The sequence below is a fragment of the Niveispirillum sp. FG156 genome (assembly GCF_057809555.1).
Map to the genome: position 1 here is coordinate 22,114 of NZ_JBMDKE010000045.1, position 18,412 is coordinate 40,525.

14 protein-coding genes are annotated in these 18,412 nt (G+C 63.7%); 8 read left to right on the plus strand and 6 right to left on the minus strand.

Annotated elements, in window-relative coordinates; all coding sequences use genetic code 11:
- Window positions 1-30: 30 nt before the first annotated feature.
- On the minus strand, window positions 31-1,737 hold the full coding sequence (locus ACODSP_RS23485) for a ShlB/FhaC/HecB family hemolysin secretion/activation protein (protein WP_488967966.1): 1,707 nt from the start codon (window positions 1,735-1,737) through the stop codon (window positions 31-33).
- A gap of 360 nt (window positions 1,738-2,097) precedes the next feature.
- On the opposite strand from ACODSP_RS23485, the gene ACODSP_RS23490 reads away from it, so the two are divergent.
- Both ACODSP_RS23490 and ACODSP_RS23495 read left to right on the plus strand, forming a co-directional pair.
- On the plus strand, window positions 2,098-4,167 hold the full coding sequence (locus ACODSP_RS23490; RefSeq protein WP_488967967.1) for a PhoX family protein: 2,070 nt from the start codon (window positions 2,098-2,100) through the stop codon (window positions 4,165-4,167).
- Window positions 4,168-4,683: 516 nt separating this feature from the next.
- Window positions 4,684-6,648, plus strand: coding sequence for a putative bifunctional diguanylate cyclase/phosphodiesterase (locus tag ACODSP_RS23495; RefSeq protein WP_488967968.1), 1,965 nt, complete (start codon window positions 4,684-4,686; stop codon window positions 6,646-6,648).
- A 44-nt stretch (window positions 6,649-6,692) separates the two neighbouring features.
- Here ACODSP_RS23495 and ACODSP_RS23500 read toward each other — a convergent pair whose 3' ends face one another.
- The 3 genes from ACODSP_RS23500 to ACODSP_RS23510 are packed head-to-tail and all read right to left on the minus strand — an operon-like array spanning window position 6,693 to window position 8,773.
- Window positions 6,693-7,898 carry an RNA polymerase sigma factor gene (locus ACODSP_RS23500; protein ID WP_488967969.1) on the minus strand — a complete coding sequence of 402 codons (1,206 nt, stop codon included), beginning with the start codon at window positions 7,896-7,898 and terminating at the stop codon, window positions 6,693-6,695.
- Window positions 7,895-8,266: a YciI family protein gene (locus ACODSP_RS23505; RefSeq protein ID WP_488967970.1), complete on the minus strand. Its 372-nt coding sequence runs from the start codon at window positions 8,264-8,266 to the stop codon at window positions 7,895-7,897. Before ACODSP_RS23505 ends, ACODSP_RS23500 begins: the two co-directional genes overlap by 4 nt.
- A gap of 42 nt (window positions 8,267-8,308) precedes the next feature.
- The gene (locus ACODSP_RS23510; RefSeq protein WP_488967971.1) at window positions 8,309-8,773 is read right to left on the minus strand and encodes a hypothetical protein; all 465 of its coding nucleotides are present in this window, start codon (window positions 8,771-8,773) and stop codon (window positions 8,309-8,311) included.
- A 215-nt stretch (window positions 8,774-8,988) separates the two neighbouring features.
- Here ACODSP_RS23510 and ACODSP_RS23515 point away from each other — a divergent pair, with 215 nt between their 5' ends.
- Together ACODSP_RS23515 and ACODSP_RS23520 are read left to right on the plus strand one after the other, a co-directional pair.
- Window positions 8,989-9,462, plus strand: coding sequence for an antibiotic biosynthesis monooxygenase family protein (locus tag ACODSP_RS23515; protein WP_488967972.1), 474 nt, complete (start codon window positions 8,989-8,991; stop codon window positions 9,460-9,462).
- Window positions 9,463-9,534: 72 nt separating this feature from the next.
- On the plus strand, window positions 9,535-10,179 hold the full coding sequence (locus ACODSP_RS23520; RefSeq protein ID WP_488967973.1) for a TetR/AcrR family transcriptional regulator: 645 nt from the start codon (window positions 9,535-9,537) through the stop codon (window positions 10,177-10,179).
- A gap of 267 nt (window positions 10,180-10,446) precedes the next feature.
- Here ACODSP_RS23520 and ACODSP_RS23525 read toward each other — a convergent pair whose 3' ends face one another.
- Window positions 10,447-12,090 (minus strand): aspartate:alanine exchanger family transporter, encoded by a 1,644-nt coding sequence (locus ACODSP_RS23525; RefSeq protein ID WP_488967974.1) that lies wholly within the window; start codon window positions 12,088-12,090, stop codon window positions 10,447-10,449.
- 47 nt (window positions 12,091-12,137) lie between these two features.
- Window positions 12,138-13,901: a D-lactate dehydrogenase gene (gene dld / locus ACODSP_RS23530; protein WP_488967975.1), complete on the minus strand. Its 1,764-nt coding sequence runs from the start codon at window positions 13,899-13,901 to the stop codon at window positions 12,138-12,140.
- A 234-nt stretch (window positions 13,902-14,135) separates the two neighbouring features.
- Between dld and ACODSP_RS23535 the strand changes: the two genes are divergently transcribed.
- The 4 genes from ACODSP_RS23535 (at window position 14,136) to ACODSP_RS23550 (ending at window position 18,401) form a co-directional block, all read left to right on the plus strand.
- Window positions 14,136-15,104 carry an HlyD family secretion protein gene (locus ACODSP_RS23535; RefSeq protein ID WP_488967976.1) on the plus strand — a complete coding sequence of 323 codons (969 nt, stop codon included), beginning with the start codon at window positions 14,136-14,138 and terminating at the stop codon, window positions 15,102-15,104.
- A gap of 1 nt (window position 15,105) precedes the next feature.
- Window positions 15,106-16,293 (plus strand): ABC transporter permease, encoded by a 1,188-nt coding sequence (locus ACODSP_RS23540; protein WP_488967977.1) that lies wholly within the window; start codon window positions 15,106-15,108, stop codon window positions 16,291-16,293.
- Between the two features lies 1 nt (window position 16,294).
- Entirely contained in the window at window positions 16,295-17,425 is a 1,131-nt protein-coding gene (locus tag ACODSP_RS23545) for an ABC transporter permease (protein WP_488967978.1), read from the plus strand.
- A gap of 184 nt (window positions 17,426-17,609) precedes the next feature.
- Window positions 17,610-18,401, plus strand: coding sequence for a hypothetical protein (locus tag ACODSP_RS23550; RefSeq protein ID WP_488967979.1), 792 nt, complete (start codon window positions 17,610-17,612; stop codon window positions 18,399-18,401).
- Window positions 18,402-18,412 lie beyond the last annotated feature (11 nt).

The following is an 18,412-nucleotide window of genomic DNA, read 5'->3' on the forward strand; positions in this document are numbered from 1 at the left end:
ATCATTCCCCTTGTGCGTCGGGTGCGCGGATCAAAAACGGGTGGTGACGGCGACGAAGAAGCGGGCGTCGCGGTCACCCTTTGTCGCCACATCGCGGCGTAGGGGCTTCGCCACCTGAAGGTCGACCGACATCATCGTATCCAGATTGGCGCGCAACCCCGCTCCGACCGATGCCAATTCCACGCCATCCATGGCGGTCACAGGATCATCGTTCCAAACCTTGCCATGATCATAGAAACCATAGAGTTGGACACCGACGGCATCCCCAACCGGCAAGGCGTAGCGCAGTTCAATCAGGCCGACGATGCCCTGGTCGCCAGACAGCTCACCATCATCGAAGGCGCGGCCAAAGGCGCCTCCCCCCAGCTTGAATTCCTCCTGCGCCAGCAAGGCGCGGTCGGCGATCTGTGCCGATGCGGCAACCCGCAGCGAAAGGCCGTTGCCCAGCGCCTGCACCCGTTCGGCATCGAACGTCATACGGGTAAATTCGGCTGAGCCGGCGGCACGCGATTTGTCGGTGGCACCGTCACGGGTGGCCGCGAACAGATCAAGCCCCTGCACCACCCGGGCGGCAAAGCGGTTCGCACCCCCTGCCCCGTCAATAACGGTGAAGTCTGCCCTCAACGACAGGGTCCGCACCACATCCTGCGCGAAACGCTGGCCGAAGAAGGCTGTGCGCGTCTCATAGGCCGTGAATTCAGCATCGATCATCAGGTTGCGGGATCGGGTGCGTAGCACCGGGTGGGCCGCCCGTAGCGTCAAGCCGTTATAGCGCGTCGTCACCTCAAGCGCTTCCAGGCTGTCACCTGGTTCTCCACGCTGCACGCTGCCGCGTACACCAAGCAGGGTGCCTTCCGATCCCACCTGCTGATCCCAGGACAGGGTCAGCCCTTGCTGTTCTTTCGGTTCCTCCAGCGCAGTCACACCGGACAGCGTGAACCGCCCGCCATTAGCGGCACCGTTGAAGGAAGCGCCAGCCAGCAAGCGCCAAGGACCGGTATAAACGGAGCCACGGTTATCGAAGGCAGCATAGGCCTGTACCGTCTGCTGTTCGACCTTCAAGGTCAGGACCGCACCACCCGTCTGCCCGGCTGCTGGCGACAGAATGGCGCGGGCCGTAACACCCGGCAGGTCGTTCACCAGCAAAAGCCAGCGTTCCAAATCCTGAATGTTCAACGCGCCCTTCGTCGTCGTCAGGTGATCCAGGTAGGACTGGATGCGACCGGCATGCGCGCCGGCGTCACCATCGATCACTGTCTTGGCGATGAACCCTTCAACCACGCGGATGGTGGCCACACCGTCGCCGATGCGCTGGGCCGGCACCAAGGCACGGGTCAGCACCCAGCCTGCATCGCGATAACGCGCCGTGATGGCATCGGCAGTGGCATACAGGTCGGCCAGCGTGACCGGCTTGCCCGTAATGGCCGCCGTCAGATCATCAAAGCTGTTGGCCGGCAGGATGCCAACCCCTTCCACAACTATCCGCGACAAGGTGAGCGGCGTGGTGGCGGCACCCGCGACGGGAGCGGCACCCGTCGCGGGTGCAATCTCGATCCCCCCGACAGCCGGAGCACTGTGCCGGGCCGGGGCCGGCAGGTCGGGCCGTTTCGGTTCCGCCACTGACGGCAGCGTCTGTTGTGCCAGTGTCGGCCCGGTCAGCAACAGCAGCATAGCCGTCCCCGCCGCGAATTTCCTGCCCAGCCGGCGGGTATGAAGCGGAATCGAAGGAATGCCCATGGTCGCTGTCAACCTTCCCTGCTTACAGCGCCGATGGCGCCGCGACGTGAGATCGGGATGAAAGAAATGGCCCGCCGATCCATGTATGGAACGGACAGAAGAACTGCCCTGGCTTCTAAACGGAATTTGTTACGGATTGATGGAAGTTTATAGACGTATAGACAGACACACAATATTGATATTGATTATCATTATCAATATTGTGCTTCGTATCATTTCGATGTAACTCGCTGACATTCAAGAAATTGACGCATAATATTCACACATTCCAAAAATTACCGTCTTGTTCACTGGTGTAGTTGAGGTGCCGACCAGATCACCCCGCCTTTGTTGGGCACCTCATATCCAGGGAGCAAGTCCGTGAGCCAGATCGACGTCCCCGAAATCGACCGCGAAGACCTTGAAGAACGTGGCATTGGCGCGGACAAGACCTTCGACAAGGTGCTGGAAGCCAGCGTTGGGCGTCGCCACTTCCTGCGGGGATCCGCCGCGACAGCTGCGGCCACGGCAGCCCTGTCGGCACCAGGCATTTTCCTGACGGGACGTGAGGCCCAGGCCGCCACCCTGCCGCTGAGCTTTGCGTCGGTTGCGGAGACCAAAGCAGACCGCGTCACGGTGCCGGCGGGTTACGAGGCACAAACCCTGATCCGTTGGGGTGACCCGCTGTTCCCCGGCATGGCCCCGTTCGATCCTACCAAGCAGTCGCCCGCCGACCAAGCCAAGCGCTTCGGCTTCAACTGCGACATGGTCGCGATGTTCCCCGAGCGTTTCGGCGCACCGGCCAAGATCGGTCGCCTGCCTTACCCGTCCTACATCATGTGCGTGAACCACGAGTATACCTCGGGTCCGAACATGTTCGAGGGTTACACCGGCAGCGAGAACGAGGCCCTGACCGAGATCGAGGCGCATGGCGTTTCCGTCGTGAACGCCCGCATCCTGAATGGTCGTTGGAGCTACGACGTCACGTCGCCCTTCAACCGGCGGGTAACAGGCACGACCCCGATGCGAATTACCGGCCCTGCCGCCGGCCATGCCAAGCTGAAAACCCCGGCCGACCCGGCCGGCACGTTGGTGCTGGGTACCTTTAACAACTGCGCTGGCGGCTTCACACCCTGGGGCACCTATCTGGCGGCCGAAGAGAATTTCGACCAGTATTTCGCCAACCGCTCCAAGGTTACGGATGCCAAGGTCGCGCTGGACCATACCGATTACACGGTCACCTCCGGCGCATCGGCCCGCAAGTGGGAGAACTATGTCCCCCGCTTCGATTGCGGCAAGCCGGAAGGCGTGAACGAGCCGTACCGTTTCGGCTGGATGGTCGAAATCGATCCCTATGACCCGACCTCGATGCCCAAGAAGCGCACCGCCCTGGGCCGCTTCAAGCATGAAGGGGCCACCATCGCCCTGACGCGTGGCAGCAACAAGGTTACAGCCTATTCCGGCTGCGATACCGTGTTCGAATATGTCTACAAGTTCGTGTCCTCCGGCACCTACAATCCGGCCAGCCGCGCGGCCAACATGGATCTGCTGGACGCCGGCACTCTCTATGCCGCCCGCTTCAATGCCGATGGCACGGGCGTGTGGCTACCGCTGGATCTGGCCGATCCGGTCACGGGCCCGTTGCTGGCCGCCTCCACCTATCCCGATGGTACCCGCCGTTTCCAGACCCAGGCCGATGTGCTGATCAACAGCCGGCGCGCCGGTGACGCCGTGGGCGCCACGCCGATGGACCGTCCGGAAGACCTGGAAGCCACCGTCGATGCCGATTTCTACGGCAACGGCAAGATGTACATCATCCTGACCAACAACACCTCACGTCAGGCAACCACCAGCACGGCCAACGTCACCAGCGGGTCGCGTGCCGGTGCCGGTCGCGCCGTCCCGGCCAAGGCCGATGCTGCAAACCCGCGCGGCCCGAACCGTACCGGCCACATCATCGAAGTCACCGAAACCGGCAATGACCACACTGCCAAGACCTTCAACTGGCGCATTTTCCTGCTGGCCGGCGATCCGGCTGCCGCCGCCACCGCTGCTGACAACGTGTCCCTTAACGGCGCGTCGAGCTTCACCGGTGATCGTTTCGGTTCGCCGGACAATGTCACCTTCGACAATAGCGGAAATATGTGGATCGCCACCGACGGCACCCCGTCGAACTATCCCTTCAATGACGGCATCTATGCCATGCCGCTTTCGGTCACGCCGGGGCAGCCGGTACCGGTAAAGCGGTTCCTGTCCGTTCCGGCCGGTGCCGAATGCTGCGGCCCGCTGCTGTCGCCGGACAACACCACCTTCTTCATCGCCGTTCAGCACCCCGGTGAGGATGTGAGCGGCCTGTTCAGCAACAGCCAGTCCAAGTGGCCGGACGGCGACTATCCGCGCCCCTCGGTGGTGACCATCCGCCGTACCGATGGTGGCCGCATCGGCTCCTGATCATCTGCCGACGTATCTGAGGGGTTCTTCTTTTGAACGGGAGACCTCTCAGATGGTGACTGCCAACTTCGGGCTGGTAGGCCTGCGAAGCCAAACTGTTGATGAAGTACCGGTATTTGGGAACTGAAATCGAGAGGGTATCTAAGGTCATCGGACATGTGCTTTGAGATTAAGCTCAGGCCCGCCACAATTGTGGCGGGCCTTTTTGCTGGGGACCTTGACGAACTGCTGGTCATGGCACGCCAAGGTGGCGATCCCGCAATGCCGCTGCCCTGGCCATGAATATCCAACGACCCGTCTTGACCCTGGCCATCAACGGACCCTTGCAAGATATCCGGCTGACGCTGCCTGCATAGTAGCTCCTCGTAAGGTCAGCCGCTTACCGTCATCAGGGAGTCATCGTTGGGGGTAATAATAGACAACTGAAAGTGACTGAATACAGAACCCCCTCATAATACGGCTAACTCGTGGTGAAACGTGGCGCAAGGCACCCTTCGAAGCTTGACGGTGAGGCAGGTGCTCGTCACGGTCACAGGTGCCTTGGTGGTTGGCTTACTTATTACGATTGCTGAGGGTGGATTAGCCGTTGCACGCGAACGCGAGAAGGCTGCAAGACGAGGTGATCAGGTACTGAACCTAATCGCTGGTTCAGCCGCGACGGCCCTGTGGAACTTCGACGATAGTCTTGCACGAAACCTATTCGCTCCAGTCCTCGACTTGGATATTGTCGACCGAATCGAGATACGCGACCAGAATTTCGCGGATTTTGCTGCCGAGGGCGAAGTCGGATATGGCAGCGCCTGGGAACGATATGTTTTTAAAGACATGCTTTCGATCAAACGAAGGCTTTCCATTATTGGTAATGATGGAAAATACAGAGAGATCGGGACACTTGTTCTCTACCTCAACCCCCGGGCGCTTGGCGAAGACCTCAAGACGTTTGTCCTGGGATCAATGGCTGGTGGACTGCTGCGAAACATCCTGCTGGGCGCCCTGCTGTCCGTTATCTTTCATTTCTTCCTGACACGCCCCCTGATCGCACTGGGCAGGGACCTAATCAAAATCAGGCCGGCCGAGCCGCTGGCCAACCCCATCAAGGTTCCACGTGGCCATCTGAACGATGAGCTTGGGTATGTCGCATCGCGAATCAATGAGCTTCTAGCGCAGTTGCACCGATCGCAGACCGAGCTTCGGCGGCTGGCAACCCGAGATTCTTTGACGGACCTGCCCAATCGGGTCCTGATGACTGAAACACTGAATGTCGCACTGGAACGTGCGGCCCGTGAAGGCACACATTTGGCCGTCCTGTTTCTTGATCTCGACCGGTTCAAACATGTCAACGACAGCCTCAGCCACGGCGCCGGCGACGAGTTATTACGATATATCGGCGCGCGTCTGAGGAGCGCACTAAGGCATAGCAACGTCGTCGGCCGGCTGGGTGGAGACGAGTTCCTCGTAATGCTCGAGAATGCCGTCACTGTGGAGGAGGTCGGCCAAGCGGCAGCCCGCCTCCTGGCGGCGCTGTCGCGCCCCTTTGAACTGGGGGGGCAGGTCGTGCATGCCGGGGCGAGCATCGGCATCGCCATGCACCCCCAGGATGGCGCCGATGCCGTAACGCTGATGAGATACGCTGACGTGGCGATGTATGCCGCGAAGGCCACCGGCGGCGGTGTCTTCAAGTTTTTCGACAGGGCGATGACAGAACGCGCCTTAGTCATGCTTCGAACAGAAGCCAGCTTGAGGGATGCGCTGGCTGGCGACCAACTGATCCTCCACTATCAACCGAAGATCAATCTGGCCACGGGGCAACTTGCCGGCGTCGAGGCTCTCGTGCGATGGCCGCACGGGGACCGCATGATATCGCCGGCTGAATTCATCCCAGTGGCCGAAGAGACGGGTTTGATCGTTGAGCTAGGAGAATGGGTCCTCCGCCGTGCCAGCCGCGACGCCGCAAAATGGCGGAGTCTTCGCAGCCCTGTTACGGTGGCGGTTAATGTCTCGGCTCGGCAGCTTGCGGACCCTGAATTTCCAGAACGAGCTGTGCGCATCGTATCAGAGGCAGGGATCATGCCCAGGCAAATTATCCTGGAGATCACCGAAACTGTCGTCATGCGCGATATCGCCAAGCAACTCGGGATTTTGCAAGCGCTACGCGGATTTGGGTTCGGTATTGCCATCGATGACTTCGGCACCGGCTACTCGTCTTTGGCGTATCTGCGGCAGCTTCCGGTCACAATGCTGAAAATCGACAGAAGCTTCGTAAACGACCTTCCGAACGACCCGGCCATCGCAGCGACCGTCGTTGAACTTGGGAAAAGACTTGGTTTGACGACAATCGCCGAAGGTGTCGAGACCGCCGACCAACTCCATTGGCTTCAGCAAGAGGGATGCATGCTTGCACAAGGCTACCTTCTGGCCAAACCCATGCCGGCACACCTCTTTGAACGGCAGTTCCTTATAGAAATGGTTGAGGCAGGATAACATTCACAACGCTGAGCCTTTGAGAATGTCTAGCGGGGTTCAATTCAGCCCATCGTGGCGAGATGAGCCAGAAGACGCGGATCACGGGTCAGGGTAATGGCCCTCGCGCGCGCCTGCTCGGCGGCATCCGCTTGCCCACCGCCCCGGAGCAGGCACAGGCTGCGGACCACCCAGTAGGGCTGGTACTGTTCCTTGCGCGGTGCCGTGATGGCATCCAACGCCAGCAGGGCCTCGGCGGGCTGACCGGCATCCAGCATGGCCGCTGCCTGCGCCACCAGCACGCCCAGGGTGGGGCTGGATGCCGCCAGCATGCGGTACAGGAGCGTGATGGCCTCATGGTTTGTGCGGCCGGTAACGGGGCGTTGCACATGTACCGACTGGATCGCCGCCTCGCATTGATAGCGCCCGAAACGCCCGGCCCGTGATGCGACCGTCAACAGCCCTTCCGCCTCGACGATCAAAGAGCGGTTCCACAGGCGCGCGTCCTGTTCAGCCAAAGGCACGAAGCGGCCATTCGCCGTGAAACGGGCAGCCTGGCGGGCATGGCAGTAAAGCATCAACGCCAGAAGTCCCTTGGCTTCCGGTTCCGCCGGCAGCAGGGCGACCAGCAGGCGGCCCAGATAGATCGCCTCCTCCGCCAGATCCTCCGCCCCCTGCTGTGCCAGCCCGTCCCAGCCGGTACCGAAGGCGCCGTAAACAGCATCCAGCACATCGGTCAAGCGTTCGGCCAGGGCGCCGGGATCGGGAATGTCGAAGCGGATGCCGGCATCGCGTATTTTCGCCTTGGCGCGGACCAGCCGCTGACCCATGGTCGCCGGCTCCACCGCAAAGGCCTGTCCGATGCGCACCGCATCCAGCCCCAGCACGGTTTGCAGCATCAAGGGCGTGCGCATGCCGGGGGCAATGGCGGGATGGGCGCAGACGAACAGAAGTTTCAGGCGCTCATCCGGGAAACCGTTCCCGTCGGACATCGGGCCGTAAAGGCGGTTTTCAACCTCCGTGGCGGCCAAGTCCCGCACATTTTGCGACCGGCGGCCATTGGCGGCGGCATTGCGGGCCGCTGTCAGCAGCCAGGCCTCCGGCCTGTCCGGTACGCCCGATGCGGGCCAACTGGCAAGCGCAGCAGCGAAGGCATCGGCCAATGCATCCTCCGCTGCCGCGATATCGCGCGTTCCCGCCGCCAGGATCGACAGCAGGCGGCCATAGGCGGTGCGGGCCACCGCCCCGGCCGTGGATTGCGCCAGGGTCACGGGGCAGCAGGAGGGGCCATGGGCGGCATGACGGGCCGCACCTCCACCGAGGCATAGGAGGCGGACGGCGCCTGCGCGGCCCAGTCGATGGCCGCGTCCAGATCCGGCACCTCGATCACGAAATACCCGCCCAACTGTTCCTTGGTGTCAGCGAAGGGGCCGTCTTGTATCTGGCGCTGTCCATCGCGCACACGGATCGTCGTCGCCATGGCGGGACCCAGCAGCCCGTCACCCTTCACAATGACACCGGCGGCGGCCATGGCGCCGATAAAGGCGTTCCAGCCGCCCCAGTATTCACCCGCCTGCGTTGGATCGTTGCGCTTGGCGAATTCGTCGGCTGTTTCATTCAAGATCAGCATGTACTGCATGACGGTCTCCGGTTCATCGATATTGAAGATAGGGCGAAGGGATCAACGGACCAGACCGTGATGCACCGCGCAGCGCGCGGTCAGCAGCAGGGTAATGGCAACCGCGACCACGAAGCTCAGGATCAGCACCTGCTGCAGGCCGAAAGCCGCAAAGACGCCCAGGGCGATATCACCCGCATAGAGTACGAGATAAGCCGCCAGCGAGGTGGCCAGTATCAGCACCGCCAGACGCCGCCCAGCCAGCAGCAACGCGCTGCCCGCCAGACCACCGAACACGCCGATGGCGAAGGCAATGTCCATCCAGAATGGCAGGCTGAGATAGAGGGCGGCCTGTGCGTTATCCATGCCCATGGTCACCAGCCGATCCGTGGAGGCGGTGACGGTCGCCAGGAACTGCACGATGCCAAAAATGTTCCAGGCGACACCGAACAGGGCCAGAAGGCGCAAGCGCAAAAGGCCGGCTCGGGCGGGTGGTGTCAGGGGGTGGGAAAGATCGAGGATGCTCATGCCTGCTTCTCCTTATCGCGGCGCCGCGTCTGGCACCGGTCATCGCAATGACACCCCGACAATCTCCATTTCGACATGTCCCAAAAAATAATCGATGTGAAACCGAAATTTCATGTGTAACGCAGTTGACAGTGTCTACTTTGGCCCAAGCTTGTAGACAGCGTCAACATGGCGGATGGAGACGGGCGGGAAATGCTGGCTTGGGAGATGGGGCAATGATCCGGATTGGAAAGCTGCTGCTGGCGGCGCTTTTGGGTCCGGGGCTGGGCGGCTGCACCTTCGGTACGGGGTTTAAGGGGCCGGGCTATATGCGGGGAACCGGGGTGACGCTGGCAGGTGACAGCTCGGTCGTGCTGTCCCTTACCCAGGCGGCCTTGAAGCCGGGGACCGCAGGGCTCCGCCTGTTCTGGGAACAGACCGGTCGCATTCATGCGGAGCTGGACGCGCAGCCCGGCCTGGTCGGCTATGCGCTGCGGCGTACCCTGGACGGATCGATGGTCTGGACCATGACGGTCTGGCAGGATGAGGCGGCCCTGCGCAGCGAGGCGCACCGTAACGCGGTGAGGACCGCCATGGAGGGGGTGGACAGCGCCGTGTTCGCCCGCAAGACCCTTCCCCGCTCCGCCATCCCGATCGATTGGGATGCGGCGCTGGCGATTTTGGAGCGTGAAGGCTATTCCTACCAGTGACGAGGGTGAACGACACGGATTGGCAGGATGCCGGGGGATCGCGGACGACCAGAGGACCTCAAGGAAGCCTGCGTGACGGAAGCGTTGGCCATCATCGCGGCTGCGGGACTAGAGAAGCTAAGCCTGCGGGAAGTGGCCCGCCGGCTGAGCGTGTCACACCAAGCCCCCTATCGGCACTTTCCCAGTCGCGATCATATCCTGGCCGCTGTCGCCGCCCGCGCCTTCGACCATTTCGCCGGATATCTTGACAACCGTCAGCGGGCGCCGGACGACCCCGCCCGGGATCTGTGTGGCATGGGGCTGGCCTATCTTTCCTATGCCGGTGAACATCCGCTGCAGTATCGGCTGATGTTCGCGACACCCCTTCCCGACCCGGCTGTTCATCCCGGCATGATGCAGTCGGCGCGGCACGCCTTTACACTGCTGGAGCAGGGGGTGGCGCGTACGCGGGTGGCCCAGGGGCAACCATGTACTGCAGAGCTTGTCACACTGGATGCCCTATTCATCTGGTCCGCGCTGCATGGCCTGGCGGGCATTAGGGGCGGCTGTGCCGTTAAGACCCTGAGGCTTTCCTCCGACATTCTAGGACAAGCCCCGGCGCATCTGCTGGGCCGGATCGGTCAGGCTATGGGGGTTACCCGGGCTGAACCAAAGCAGACAGGTGAACCGCCCCAGGTTTGCCGGAAGGTCAAACTCATGACCAATGGGCCTCGGTAGGTTGGATGCGGGTGTCGGTACCCTCGATTTGAACCTGCGAAGCTAACTTGTTGATTTCGTTAGATAGCGGGCTATTGCAAAAAGCCAGAGCCAAAAACAAAAGCCCCGTAACCTGTTGAGGTTACGAGGCTTTTTGTGTGTCATGTTGGATGCGGAGGCAGGATTTGACCGATGGTATGACAATCTTGAAACGAACATCTAATCAATAAATTCAACCAAATCTCGAACGCATTTTTGCCAGCCGACCGTTTGCGGTCCTCTATAAAATCATACCAGCTTCAGCAGAAACTGAACCGCAACGACCTTGGCGATGGTCATACTGGGAAAGATGATCGCATAGCCGACGGTAATCTTGTCCGATACGATCTGCCGACCGGCAAAGGCCAGGATCGCCGGATTGCCTGTGGCGCCAGCGACGATGCCCAGGACCTCGTCATAAGACAGCCGCATCACCCACAGCCCCATCAGGAAGGCGATGGCCACCACGGCCGTCACCGACAGGGCGGCGCCCCCCAAAAGCGGGAGACCATCAGCCGTCAGTTCGCCAATGAACGCCGGCCCGGAGGACATGCCGACGGTCGCCAGGAACAGGGTGAGGCCGAAATTGCGCATTACCAGATTGGCCGACAGCGGCAGACGCCAGACGAACCTGCCCCAACGCCCCACCTTGCCCAGGATCAAGGCCATGACCAGCGGACCCCCGGCCAATCCCAGGCTGAAGCTACCGATACCGGGCATCGGAACGGGCAGCAGCCCCAGCAATACCCCCAACACCATGCCCAGCGCCAATGAGACATAGCTGAACTCCGCCGTGGCGGTGATGCTGTCGCCGAACAGGGCGCGCACCGCTTCCCGCTGGTCGGACGGGGCGGCAACCGTCACCCGGTCGCCGAATTCCAGTGTCAGTGAAGGGCCGGGCAGCAGCATGGCGTCGCCGCGCCGGATGAAGGCGACATGCATGGGAAAGTCGGGCGCCGGCAGGCCGCCGACCGGCAGGCCGATCAGCCGGGAACTGGACACGAACACCTCATGGGCGTCGAAATCGCTGCGATCCTTGGCCAGACGGCCGGTATCGGCATGGCCCAGCGCCCTCCCCGCCGCCTGTACTGCCTCCGTGGCGCCCACCACCATGACGGCATCGCCGACCGACAGCCGCATGCCGGGTGTCGGCAGCAGGTTCCTGTGCTGCCGGCGGATGGCCAGAACCCGGACGTCCGGTGGCAGCACGGATGCCGGATCGATGCTGGCCATGCCCGTGGCCGGGGCCTTGGGATCGATGGTGATCTCCGCTACCGTCAGGGCCGGCGGTGCTGCCGGCACCTTTGGCCGCAAGACCATGCCCAATACCTGCAAACACAGGATGGGAACGATCACCCCCACGGGATAGGCGATGGAATAGCCCGTGGCAGGATCACGATTGCCGGCCGCCTCAAGGGCCGCCTGCAGGGCCGCCGTATTGGTCATGGCACCGGCGAACAGGCCCGCTTGCTTTGCCGGTCCGATCCCAAGCCATGCTCCGATGATGATCGTGGTGGCCAATCCGCCCAGCACTGCCAGCAGCGCCACCAGATTGTACCAACGCTCCGGCCCCCGCAAACCCGCGAAGAATTGGGGACCATAGTGGATGCCGATACCATAGAGGAACATCAGCAGCCCGACGCTGCCCACCATGCCGGGCGGCACCGCGCCCGGCGCGAAGGCCCCCATGGCCAGTCCGGCGAACAGAACCGCCCCTACGCCCAGGGAAAAGCCGAACAGGTTCACCTTGCCGGCGGCATAGCCCAACCCGATGACCAGGAACAGGGCCAGTACCGGCGCCTTCTCCAGGCCGGTGCGCAGATGGGCCGCTATTTCGACAAGGTCGGGCAGGGCCGTGGCCGCGTCGACGGCCCACAGCATCAGGTCGCTCATCTCTTCATCCTTGGCGGTACTGGTCGCGGAAGGGGTTGGCCACCCCCTCAGAAAGCGGCATTCACCCGGTCGCCGGCCCAATGGGCGGCCTTGGTCGTCTGTCCAATGCCGGGATTGAGGCAGTTGCAGGGGTCCAGCGCCTTGTAGAATTCGCGCAAGGCCGGTTTGGCGACATAGAGGTGGCCGAGATTATGCTCCGCCGGATATTCAGCCCGCCGCGCGTCCAGCAGCTTCCACATCCGGTGCTCGATCTCCAGCGGATCATGGCCGGGCGCCACAATGTAATCCTGGTGGAAAACATGACAGAGGAAATGCCCGTAATAGAGCTTGACCGGCAACACCCGATCCAGGTCCTCCGGCAATGTCTCGAACCAGTGCGGGTCATTGCGGCGCAGCGCCACGTCAAGCGCCACCATGCCGCCCGTCGTCTTGCCGTGCACGGCGCGATAGCGGATGGCCGCGCCGGCGGCGGCGAACCGGTGCAGGAAGGCCTTCGCCCCCTCCTCCGGCGTGCATTCGAAATAACCACCCTCCGCCATCTTGAAGAAGTCGTTCAGGAAAGCATGTGTCTCCCCGATGCAGGGTCCGGCCACCTTCAACACCAGGTGATGCTCATACTGGTCACGGAACTCTGCCATCCGCCGCGGCAGATGGCGGGGAAACAGGTGACTGGCCGCTTGCAGAACCCGGTCGCTGAGATGGGACGGCAGGAAACGCAGCCTGTCGGCCAGGGCATCAAACCGGCTTTTGAGCCCGAACAGGAACGGCATCCGCGCCGTGCCGAAGAAGCTGATGGCCAGGAACGTATCCTTGCCGTAGCGCTCGGCAATGTCATAGGCGTCGCGGTGCATGTATTCGCCCGCCACCGGCAGGTGCTGGAAGGCCGACAGGATATGCCGGCGGATACCGTTCAGGGTCTGGGGCTCGTTCGTGCCGACATAGAAGACTTTCGTCTCCTTTTCCGCCGGGAACGTGTCCAGACGCACGGCGAATATCACCAGCTTGCCGGCGCAGCCCGCCACTTCGCGTAGGCGCGCAGGGTCGGCGTTGAAGCGAGCGGGGCTGTCGGCATCCACGTCGCGAACATGATCCTTGTAGGAGGCGTCCGACGCCGCGCCCGCGTCGGGATCGATGTCCGACGGCGCATAGGCACCCGCCTCCAGCCGCGCCAGCATCTGTTCGGGATCCTCCGGCAGCTTCACGCCCAGGTGGTTGACCAGGCGCAACGTACCGTCGGGCGCCACCCAGGCGAACAGCGACAATTCGGTATAGGCCGGCCCGCGCTGCACGAGGGACCCACCGGAATTGTTGGCGATGCCGCCAAAAACGGAGGCGCCGATGCAGGAGGAGCCGATGACCGAATGCGGCTCACGGCCCAGCGGCTTCAGCAGCTTCTCCAACTGGTCAAGCGTGGCACCAGGCAAGCAGATCACCTGCCGACCGCCATCGATCAGTTGCACCTTCTTCAGGCGCAGCATGTTGATCAGGACGATGTCGCGGTCGTAATCCTCGCCGTCGGGCGTAGACCCTCCCGTCAGGCCGGTATTTGCCGCCTGCATGATGATGATCTTGCCGGCGGCCACCGCCGCCTGTGCCACCCGCCATTGTTCCACCAGGCTTCCCGGGCGGACCACCGCCAGCACCCGCCCGCCGCCGAATCTGTAGCCCATGCGGTAGCGTCTCGTGCCGGCATTGTCGGTCAGGACATGGCGCCTGCCCACGATCTGCCGCAACCGGTCCAGGAAGCCCCCATCATCGGGTGGAACAAGGCGGACAGGGGGTGACGGTTCAGTCGACCGGGCCAGGGACATGGGGTTCCTCCACGCTGCCCGGCCAGGAGCCAAGGGCGCGCCATTGCGGGAAAGGTTCAGTCGGCGCACATGCTGAAGGGACTGGCAAACCCATCCAAGGGACATTCAGGTTACCTTCCCGTCCTAACGGGCGCTTACGGCCCCGGAGGCGAATTGGTAGAATAAACTTGGCGGGCGGGTGTAACCGCGACCAGGGCCGGGCGTCTGTCAGCAAAGGATGGAAACGTGAAGTCGATGCGCAAGATTGCCGCGGTCGGAGCGCTGCTGGCGCTGTTCGTCATCCTTTGGCTGGCTACGCGCCCACCACCCCTGACGGTGCAGGGCGAAGTGTCGGCCGACCGTTACGATATCAGCCCGCGCGTGGCCGGCCGGATTCTCACGCTGTCCGCGGAGGTCGGCGACAATGTGAAGAAGGGCGCCGTCCTGGCCGAGTTGGAAAGCCCGCAACTGGCCGCCAACCTGCTGGCCGCACGCGCGGCGTTGAACGTGGCTGGCGCCGACCTGGCCCGCGTCAACAGCACGCGGCCGGAGACCATCGCGGCGCGGCGGGCCGAAATGGCGGCAGCGGCGGCGGACGTCAAGCTCTACCAGGAAAGCTATGACCGCCAGGCCAAGCTGATCAGTTCCGGCGTCAGCGCCCAGGCCCGGCTGGATGAAGCCTCCCGCAACCTGGAAGCGGCACTGCGCAAGCGTGAGGCGACGGGCGCCGCCGTGAAACTGGCGACCGACGGTGCCAGCCCGGAGGAGAAGGCCCTGGCCGAGGCCCAGGTGAAGCAGGCCGAAGCCGCCCTGCACCAGCGGGAGGTGGACATGGCCGAACTGACCATCCGCGCGCCCGTGGATGCACAGGTCACCACCCGCGTTGCCGAACTGGGCGAGAATTTCAGCCCTGGCGCGCCCATCTTCTCCCTGGTCGACCTGGGCAATGTCTGGTTCACCTTCAACCTGCGCGAGGATTTGCTGAAGGGGCTGAAGGTTGGTGACGGTTTCACCGTCACCGTGCCGGCCATCGTCGACAGGCCCATCCAGGTGCGCGTCACGATGATCAATGTCCAGGGCCAGTACGCCACCTGGCGCGCCACCCGCGCCACAGGCGATTTCGACCTGCGCACCTTCGAGGTCCGCGCCAGGCCGGTGGAGCCCGCAGCCGGCCTGCGGCCAGGCATGAGCGCCATCGCCGACTGGACCGCGCGGGATCGCTGAGATGCATGGATTTGGTGGTCATCATCCCGGCTTCGGCCTGGTCTTCCGGCGGGAACTGGCACGCCTCTCCCGCCGGCCGCTGCTGCTGGCGCTGACCACGCCGGTGCCATTGGGCCTGATGGCGGTGCTGGTCCTGATCTTCAGCCAGGGTCTGGCCACGCGGCTTGCCATCGGCGTGCTGGACCTGGACGGCACCGACCTGTCGCGCACCATCGTCCGTACTGTCGATGCCGCACCGGAAACGGAAGTGGCCCTGCGCGTCGCCGACCTTGCGGAGGGCCGGCGGATGATCCTGTCGGGCCGCATCCACGGGCTGCTGATGCTGCCGCGCGACCTGGAGCGCGACGCTCTCGCCGGACGCCGGCCGGAGGTGGTGTTCTTCTACAACAACCAGACCATGACCAGCGGCGGTCTGGTGCTGCGCGGGGTGAACGGCGCCCTGTCCACCGTCGCCGCCGGCATCCGCATCTCGCTGCGCACCGCCCAGGGTCAGCCGATGGAGGGGGCGCGAGCCGCCCTGGCGCCCATTCCGGTGCAGAACCACGCCCTGTTCAACCCCACCCTGAACTATGCCCATTTCCTGCTGGCGGCCCTGATCCCCAGCCTGCTGCAGGTGGCCATCGTCACGGGTATGGCCTATGCTGCCGGCCTGGACCTGGAGACCACGCACCGGCTGCGCATCCTGCGTCGGCTGGGCGGCGGGCTGTTTCCGGCATTGGCGGGCAAGCTGCTGCCCTACACCCTGATCTATCTGGGGGTGCTGGGGCTGGCCGACGCCGTGCTGTTCGATCTGCTGGGCCTGCCGCTACGCGGCCAGGGCTGGTTGCTGCTGCTGGCCAGCCTGCTGTTCATCCTGGCCTGCCAGTGCGCGGGGCTGCTGCTGGCCCTGTTGCTGCGACCCGTTGCCATAGCCGTCAGTATCGCCACCATCCTGACGGCCCCCGCCTTCGGCTATATGGGCATCGGCTTTCCCCGTATCGGCATGAACGACTTCGCCCATGGCTGGGGTGCGCTCTTGCCCGGCACCTGGTATCTGACAGCCCGCATCGACCAGACGCTGCGCGCGGCCCCGCCGGCGCTCTCCTGGCAGCCGGTCGCCATCCTGGCGGCCTTCGTCCTGGCCCTGGCGCTTTTGTCGGTGCTGCGCCTGCAACGCCTGCGCCGGCAGGCCGACGCGCGGGAGGCGTGAGATGCGGGAACTGCTGGCCGTCGCGCGCGAGGAACTGGGCCGCATCTTCCGGCTGCGCCCCGTCTTCTCCGTCCTGGTTATGGCACCGCTGATCTATGCCGCCTTCTATCCGCAGCCCTATCTGAACGAGGCGCTGCGCGACGTGCCGCTGGCCGTGGTGGACCAGGATGGCAGCGTGGCAAGCCGGGAATTCACCCGCCGGGTCGATGCGTCGGCCGACGTGGCCGTGGCGGCCGTCCTGCCCGATCTGGCAATGGCGGAACGCGAGGTACTGGCCCGGCAGTTGAACGGTGTGCTGTTGATCCCGCGCAATTTCGAGCGCGACCTGCTGCACGGACGGGCGTCGCCCGTCGCTCTATATGCCGACGCCTCCTATTTCCTGATATATTCGCGCCTGTCGGGCGGCGTCACGGGCGTGGCCCGCGCCTTCGGGGCCGAGGTGGAGGCGAGCCGGCTGGTGGCCACAGGTGTCGATCCCGCCTTGGCGGCGGCGGCGACCGATCCCCTGCCGCTGACCGCCGTGCCCTTGTTCAACCCGCAGAGCGGCTACGCCACATACCTGTTGCCGGCCGCCTTCGTGCTGATCCTCCAGCAAATTCTGCTGATCGGCACCAGCCTGCTCTGCACCCTGCCGCGCGGACCCGTTGCAATGGCAGCAAGACCCGCTGTCCTGGTGCTGGGTCGGCTGCTGGCCGTGCTGCCGCTGCAGGCCTTGACCATCAGCTTCTATCTGGTCGCCATGCCCTGGCTGCTGGACATCCCGCGCCTGGGCTCATGGTGGCTGATCCTGTTCACTGCCCTGCCGTTCGTGCTGGCGGTGGCGGGGCTGGGACAGGTGATCGCCGCCCTGTTCCGCAAGCCACTGACGGTACAGTTGGTCACGGCCGCCGTGGGCCTGCCCTTCTTCTTCATGGCCGGCTTCGCCTGGCCGCAGGAAGCCATCCCAAACATCGTGCGCCTGCCGGGCCGCCTTGTCCCCAGCAGCACGGCGATCGAAGCGCTGGTGGCGGTAGCCCAGATGGGGGCACCGCTTGCCGATATCCGCTGGCACTTAGCCATCCTCTGGGCCTTGGCCCTGGCTTACGGCGCGGCCGCCATGCTTCTGGCCGCCAGGCGACCGGCTAACATTTAGTAACGCTTTGCATCTCTTAACACCTGCCCTGCCCCGCATCCGAATAAAAGGGATGTAATATCAACGGTCGAATGTTTGACCGTTGATATCGGCGGCGACTGCCGCCGCGCCGCACATGCGGCGTAGCCAAGCCAGCGGATGCTGGCGCCGGCGATTGAGGGGCGCATAAGTTCGGGAGGATCCCATGGGCGGGCATGGACAGCTCGGGCACGACGTCATCGTCGCGCAATTGGAACGGCTGGGGCAAAGCCCCAGCTTCAGCCGCAGCACGAAACTGTTCGCGCTTTTGCGTTATCTGGTGGGGGAAACCCTGGCTGGCCAAGGCGATACGCTGAAGGAACTGATCATCGGCGACATGCTGTACAGCGGTGGCGCTCCTTATGACCCGCGTATCGACAGTACCGTGCGGGTCGAGGCAAGGCGTCTGCGCCGCAAGCTGTCCGCCTATTACGAAGGACCGGGGCGCCATGATCCCGTCCATATCGACCTGCCCGTCGGCACCTACCGCCCGGTTTTCACAAGGAGCGCCTCACCCCCGTCCCCTCACGTCCCGCAAGCACGGCTGATCGACCTGGCCATCATGCCCTTCCGCGCCCTTTCAGCGGACGAGGGCCATGACCGCTTCGCCGACGGGCTGACCGATGAGGTGATCTTTGCCTTGGGGATCAAGTCGGCCCTGCGCCTCGCCCCCAGACTGGTGGTGTTCCAGTACAAGAACCGTGCCTACACGCTGCGCGACGCGGCACGCGACCTGGGCGTCTCGGCCATGCTGCACGGAACGCTGCGGCGGGAAGGCAACCGCAGCCGCGTGACGGTGGAGCTTTCCGATCCGCAGGGCTTCGTCACCTGGTCAGCCCGGTTCGACGGCGACAGCAGGGGCGAACCCATGGGCTTGCAGGAACGGATCGCGGACGAGATCGTCACCCGCATGCCCTCCTGGCTGCTCGCTGCACCCGTGGCGGCACCCGCACCTTGACCGAGACAGGT

Excerpts from the sequence above, each read along its gene's own strand:
- ACODSP_RS23550 (WP_488967979.1), top strand. The coding sequence starts at position 17,610 with ATGGGCGGGCATGGACAGCTCGGGCACGACGTCATCGTCGCGCAATTG.
- ACODSP_RS23540 (WP_488967977.1), top strand. The coding sequence starts at position 15,106 with ATGCATGGATTTGGTGGTCATCATCCCGGCTTCGGCCTGGTCTTCCGG.
- ACODSP_RS23525 (WP_488967974.1), bottom strand. The coding sequence starts at position 12,090 with ATGAGCGACCTGATGCTGTGGGCCGTCGACGCGGCCACGGCCCTGCCC.
- ACODSP_RS23510 (WP_488967971.1), bottom strand. The coding sequence starts at position 8,773 with ATGAGCATCCTCGATCTTTCCCACCCCCTGACACCACCCGCCCGAGCC.
- ACODSP_RS23515 (WP_488967972.1), top strand. The coding sequence starts at position 8,989 with ATGATCCGGATTGGAAAGCTGCTGCTGGCGGCGCTTTTGGGTCCGGGG.
- ACODSP_RS23545 (WP_488967978.1), top strand. The coding sequence starts at position 16,295 with ATGCGGGAACTGCTGGCCGTCGCGCGCGAGGAACTGGGCCGCATCTTC.
- ACODSP_RS23535 (WP_488967976.1), top strand. The coding sequence starts at position 14,136 with ATGCGCAAGATTGCCGCGGTCGGAGCGCTGCTGGCGCTGTTCGTCATC.
- dld (WP_488967975.1), bottom strand. The coding sequence starts at position 13,901 with ATGTCCCTGGCCCGGTCGACTGAACCGTCACCCCCTGTCCGCCTTGTT.
- ACODSP_RS23485 (WP_488967966.1), bottom strand. The coding sequence starts at position 1,737 with ATGGGCATTCCTTCGATTCCGCTTCATACCCGCCGGCTGGGCAGGAAA.
- ACODSP_RS23505 (WP_488967970.1), bottom strand. The coding sequence starts at position 8,266 with ATGCAGTACATGCTGATCTTGAATGAAACAGCCGACGAATTCGCCAAG.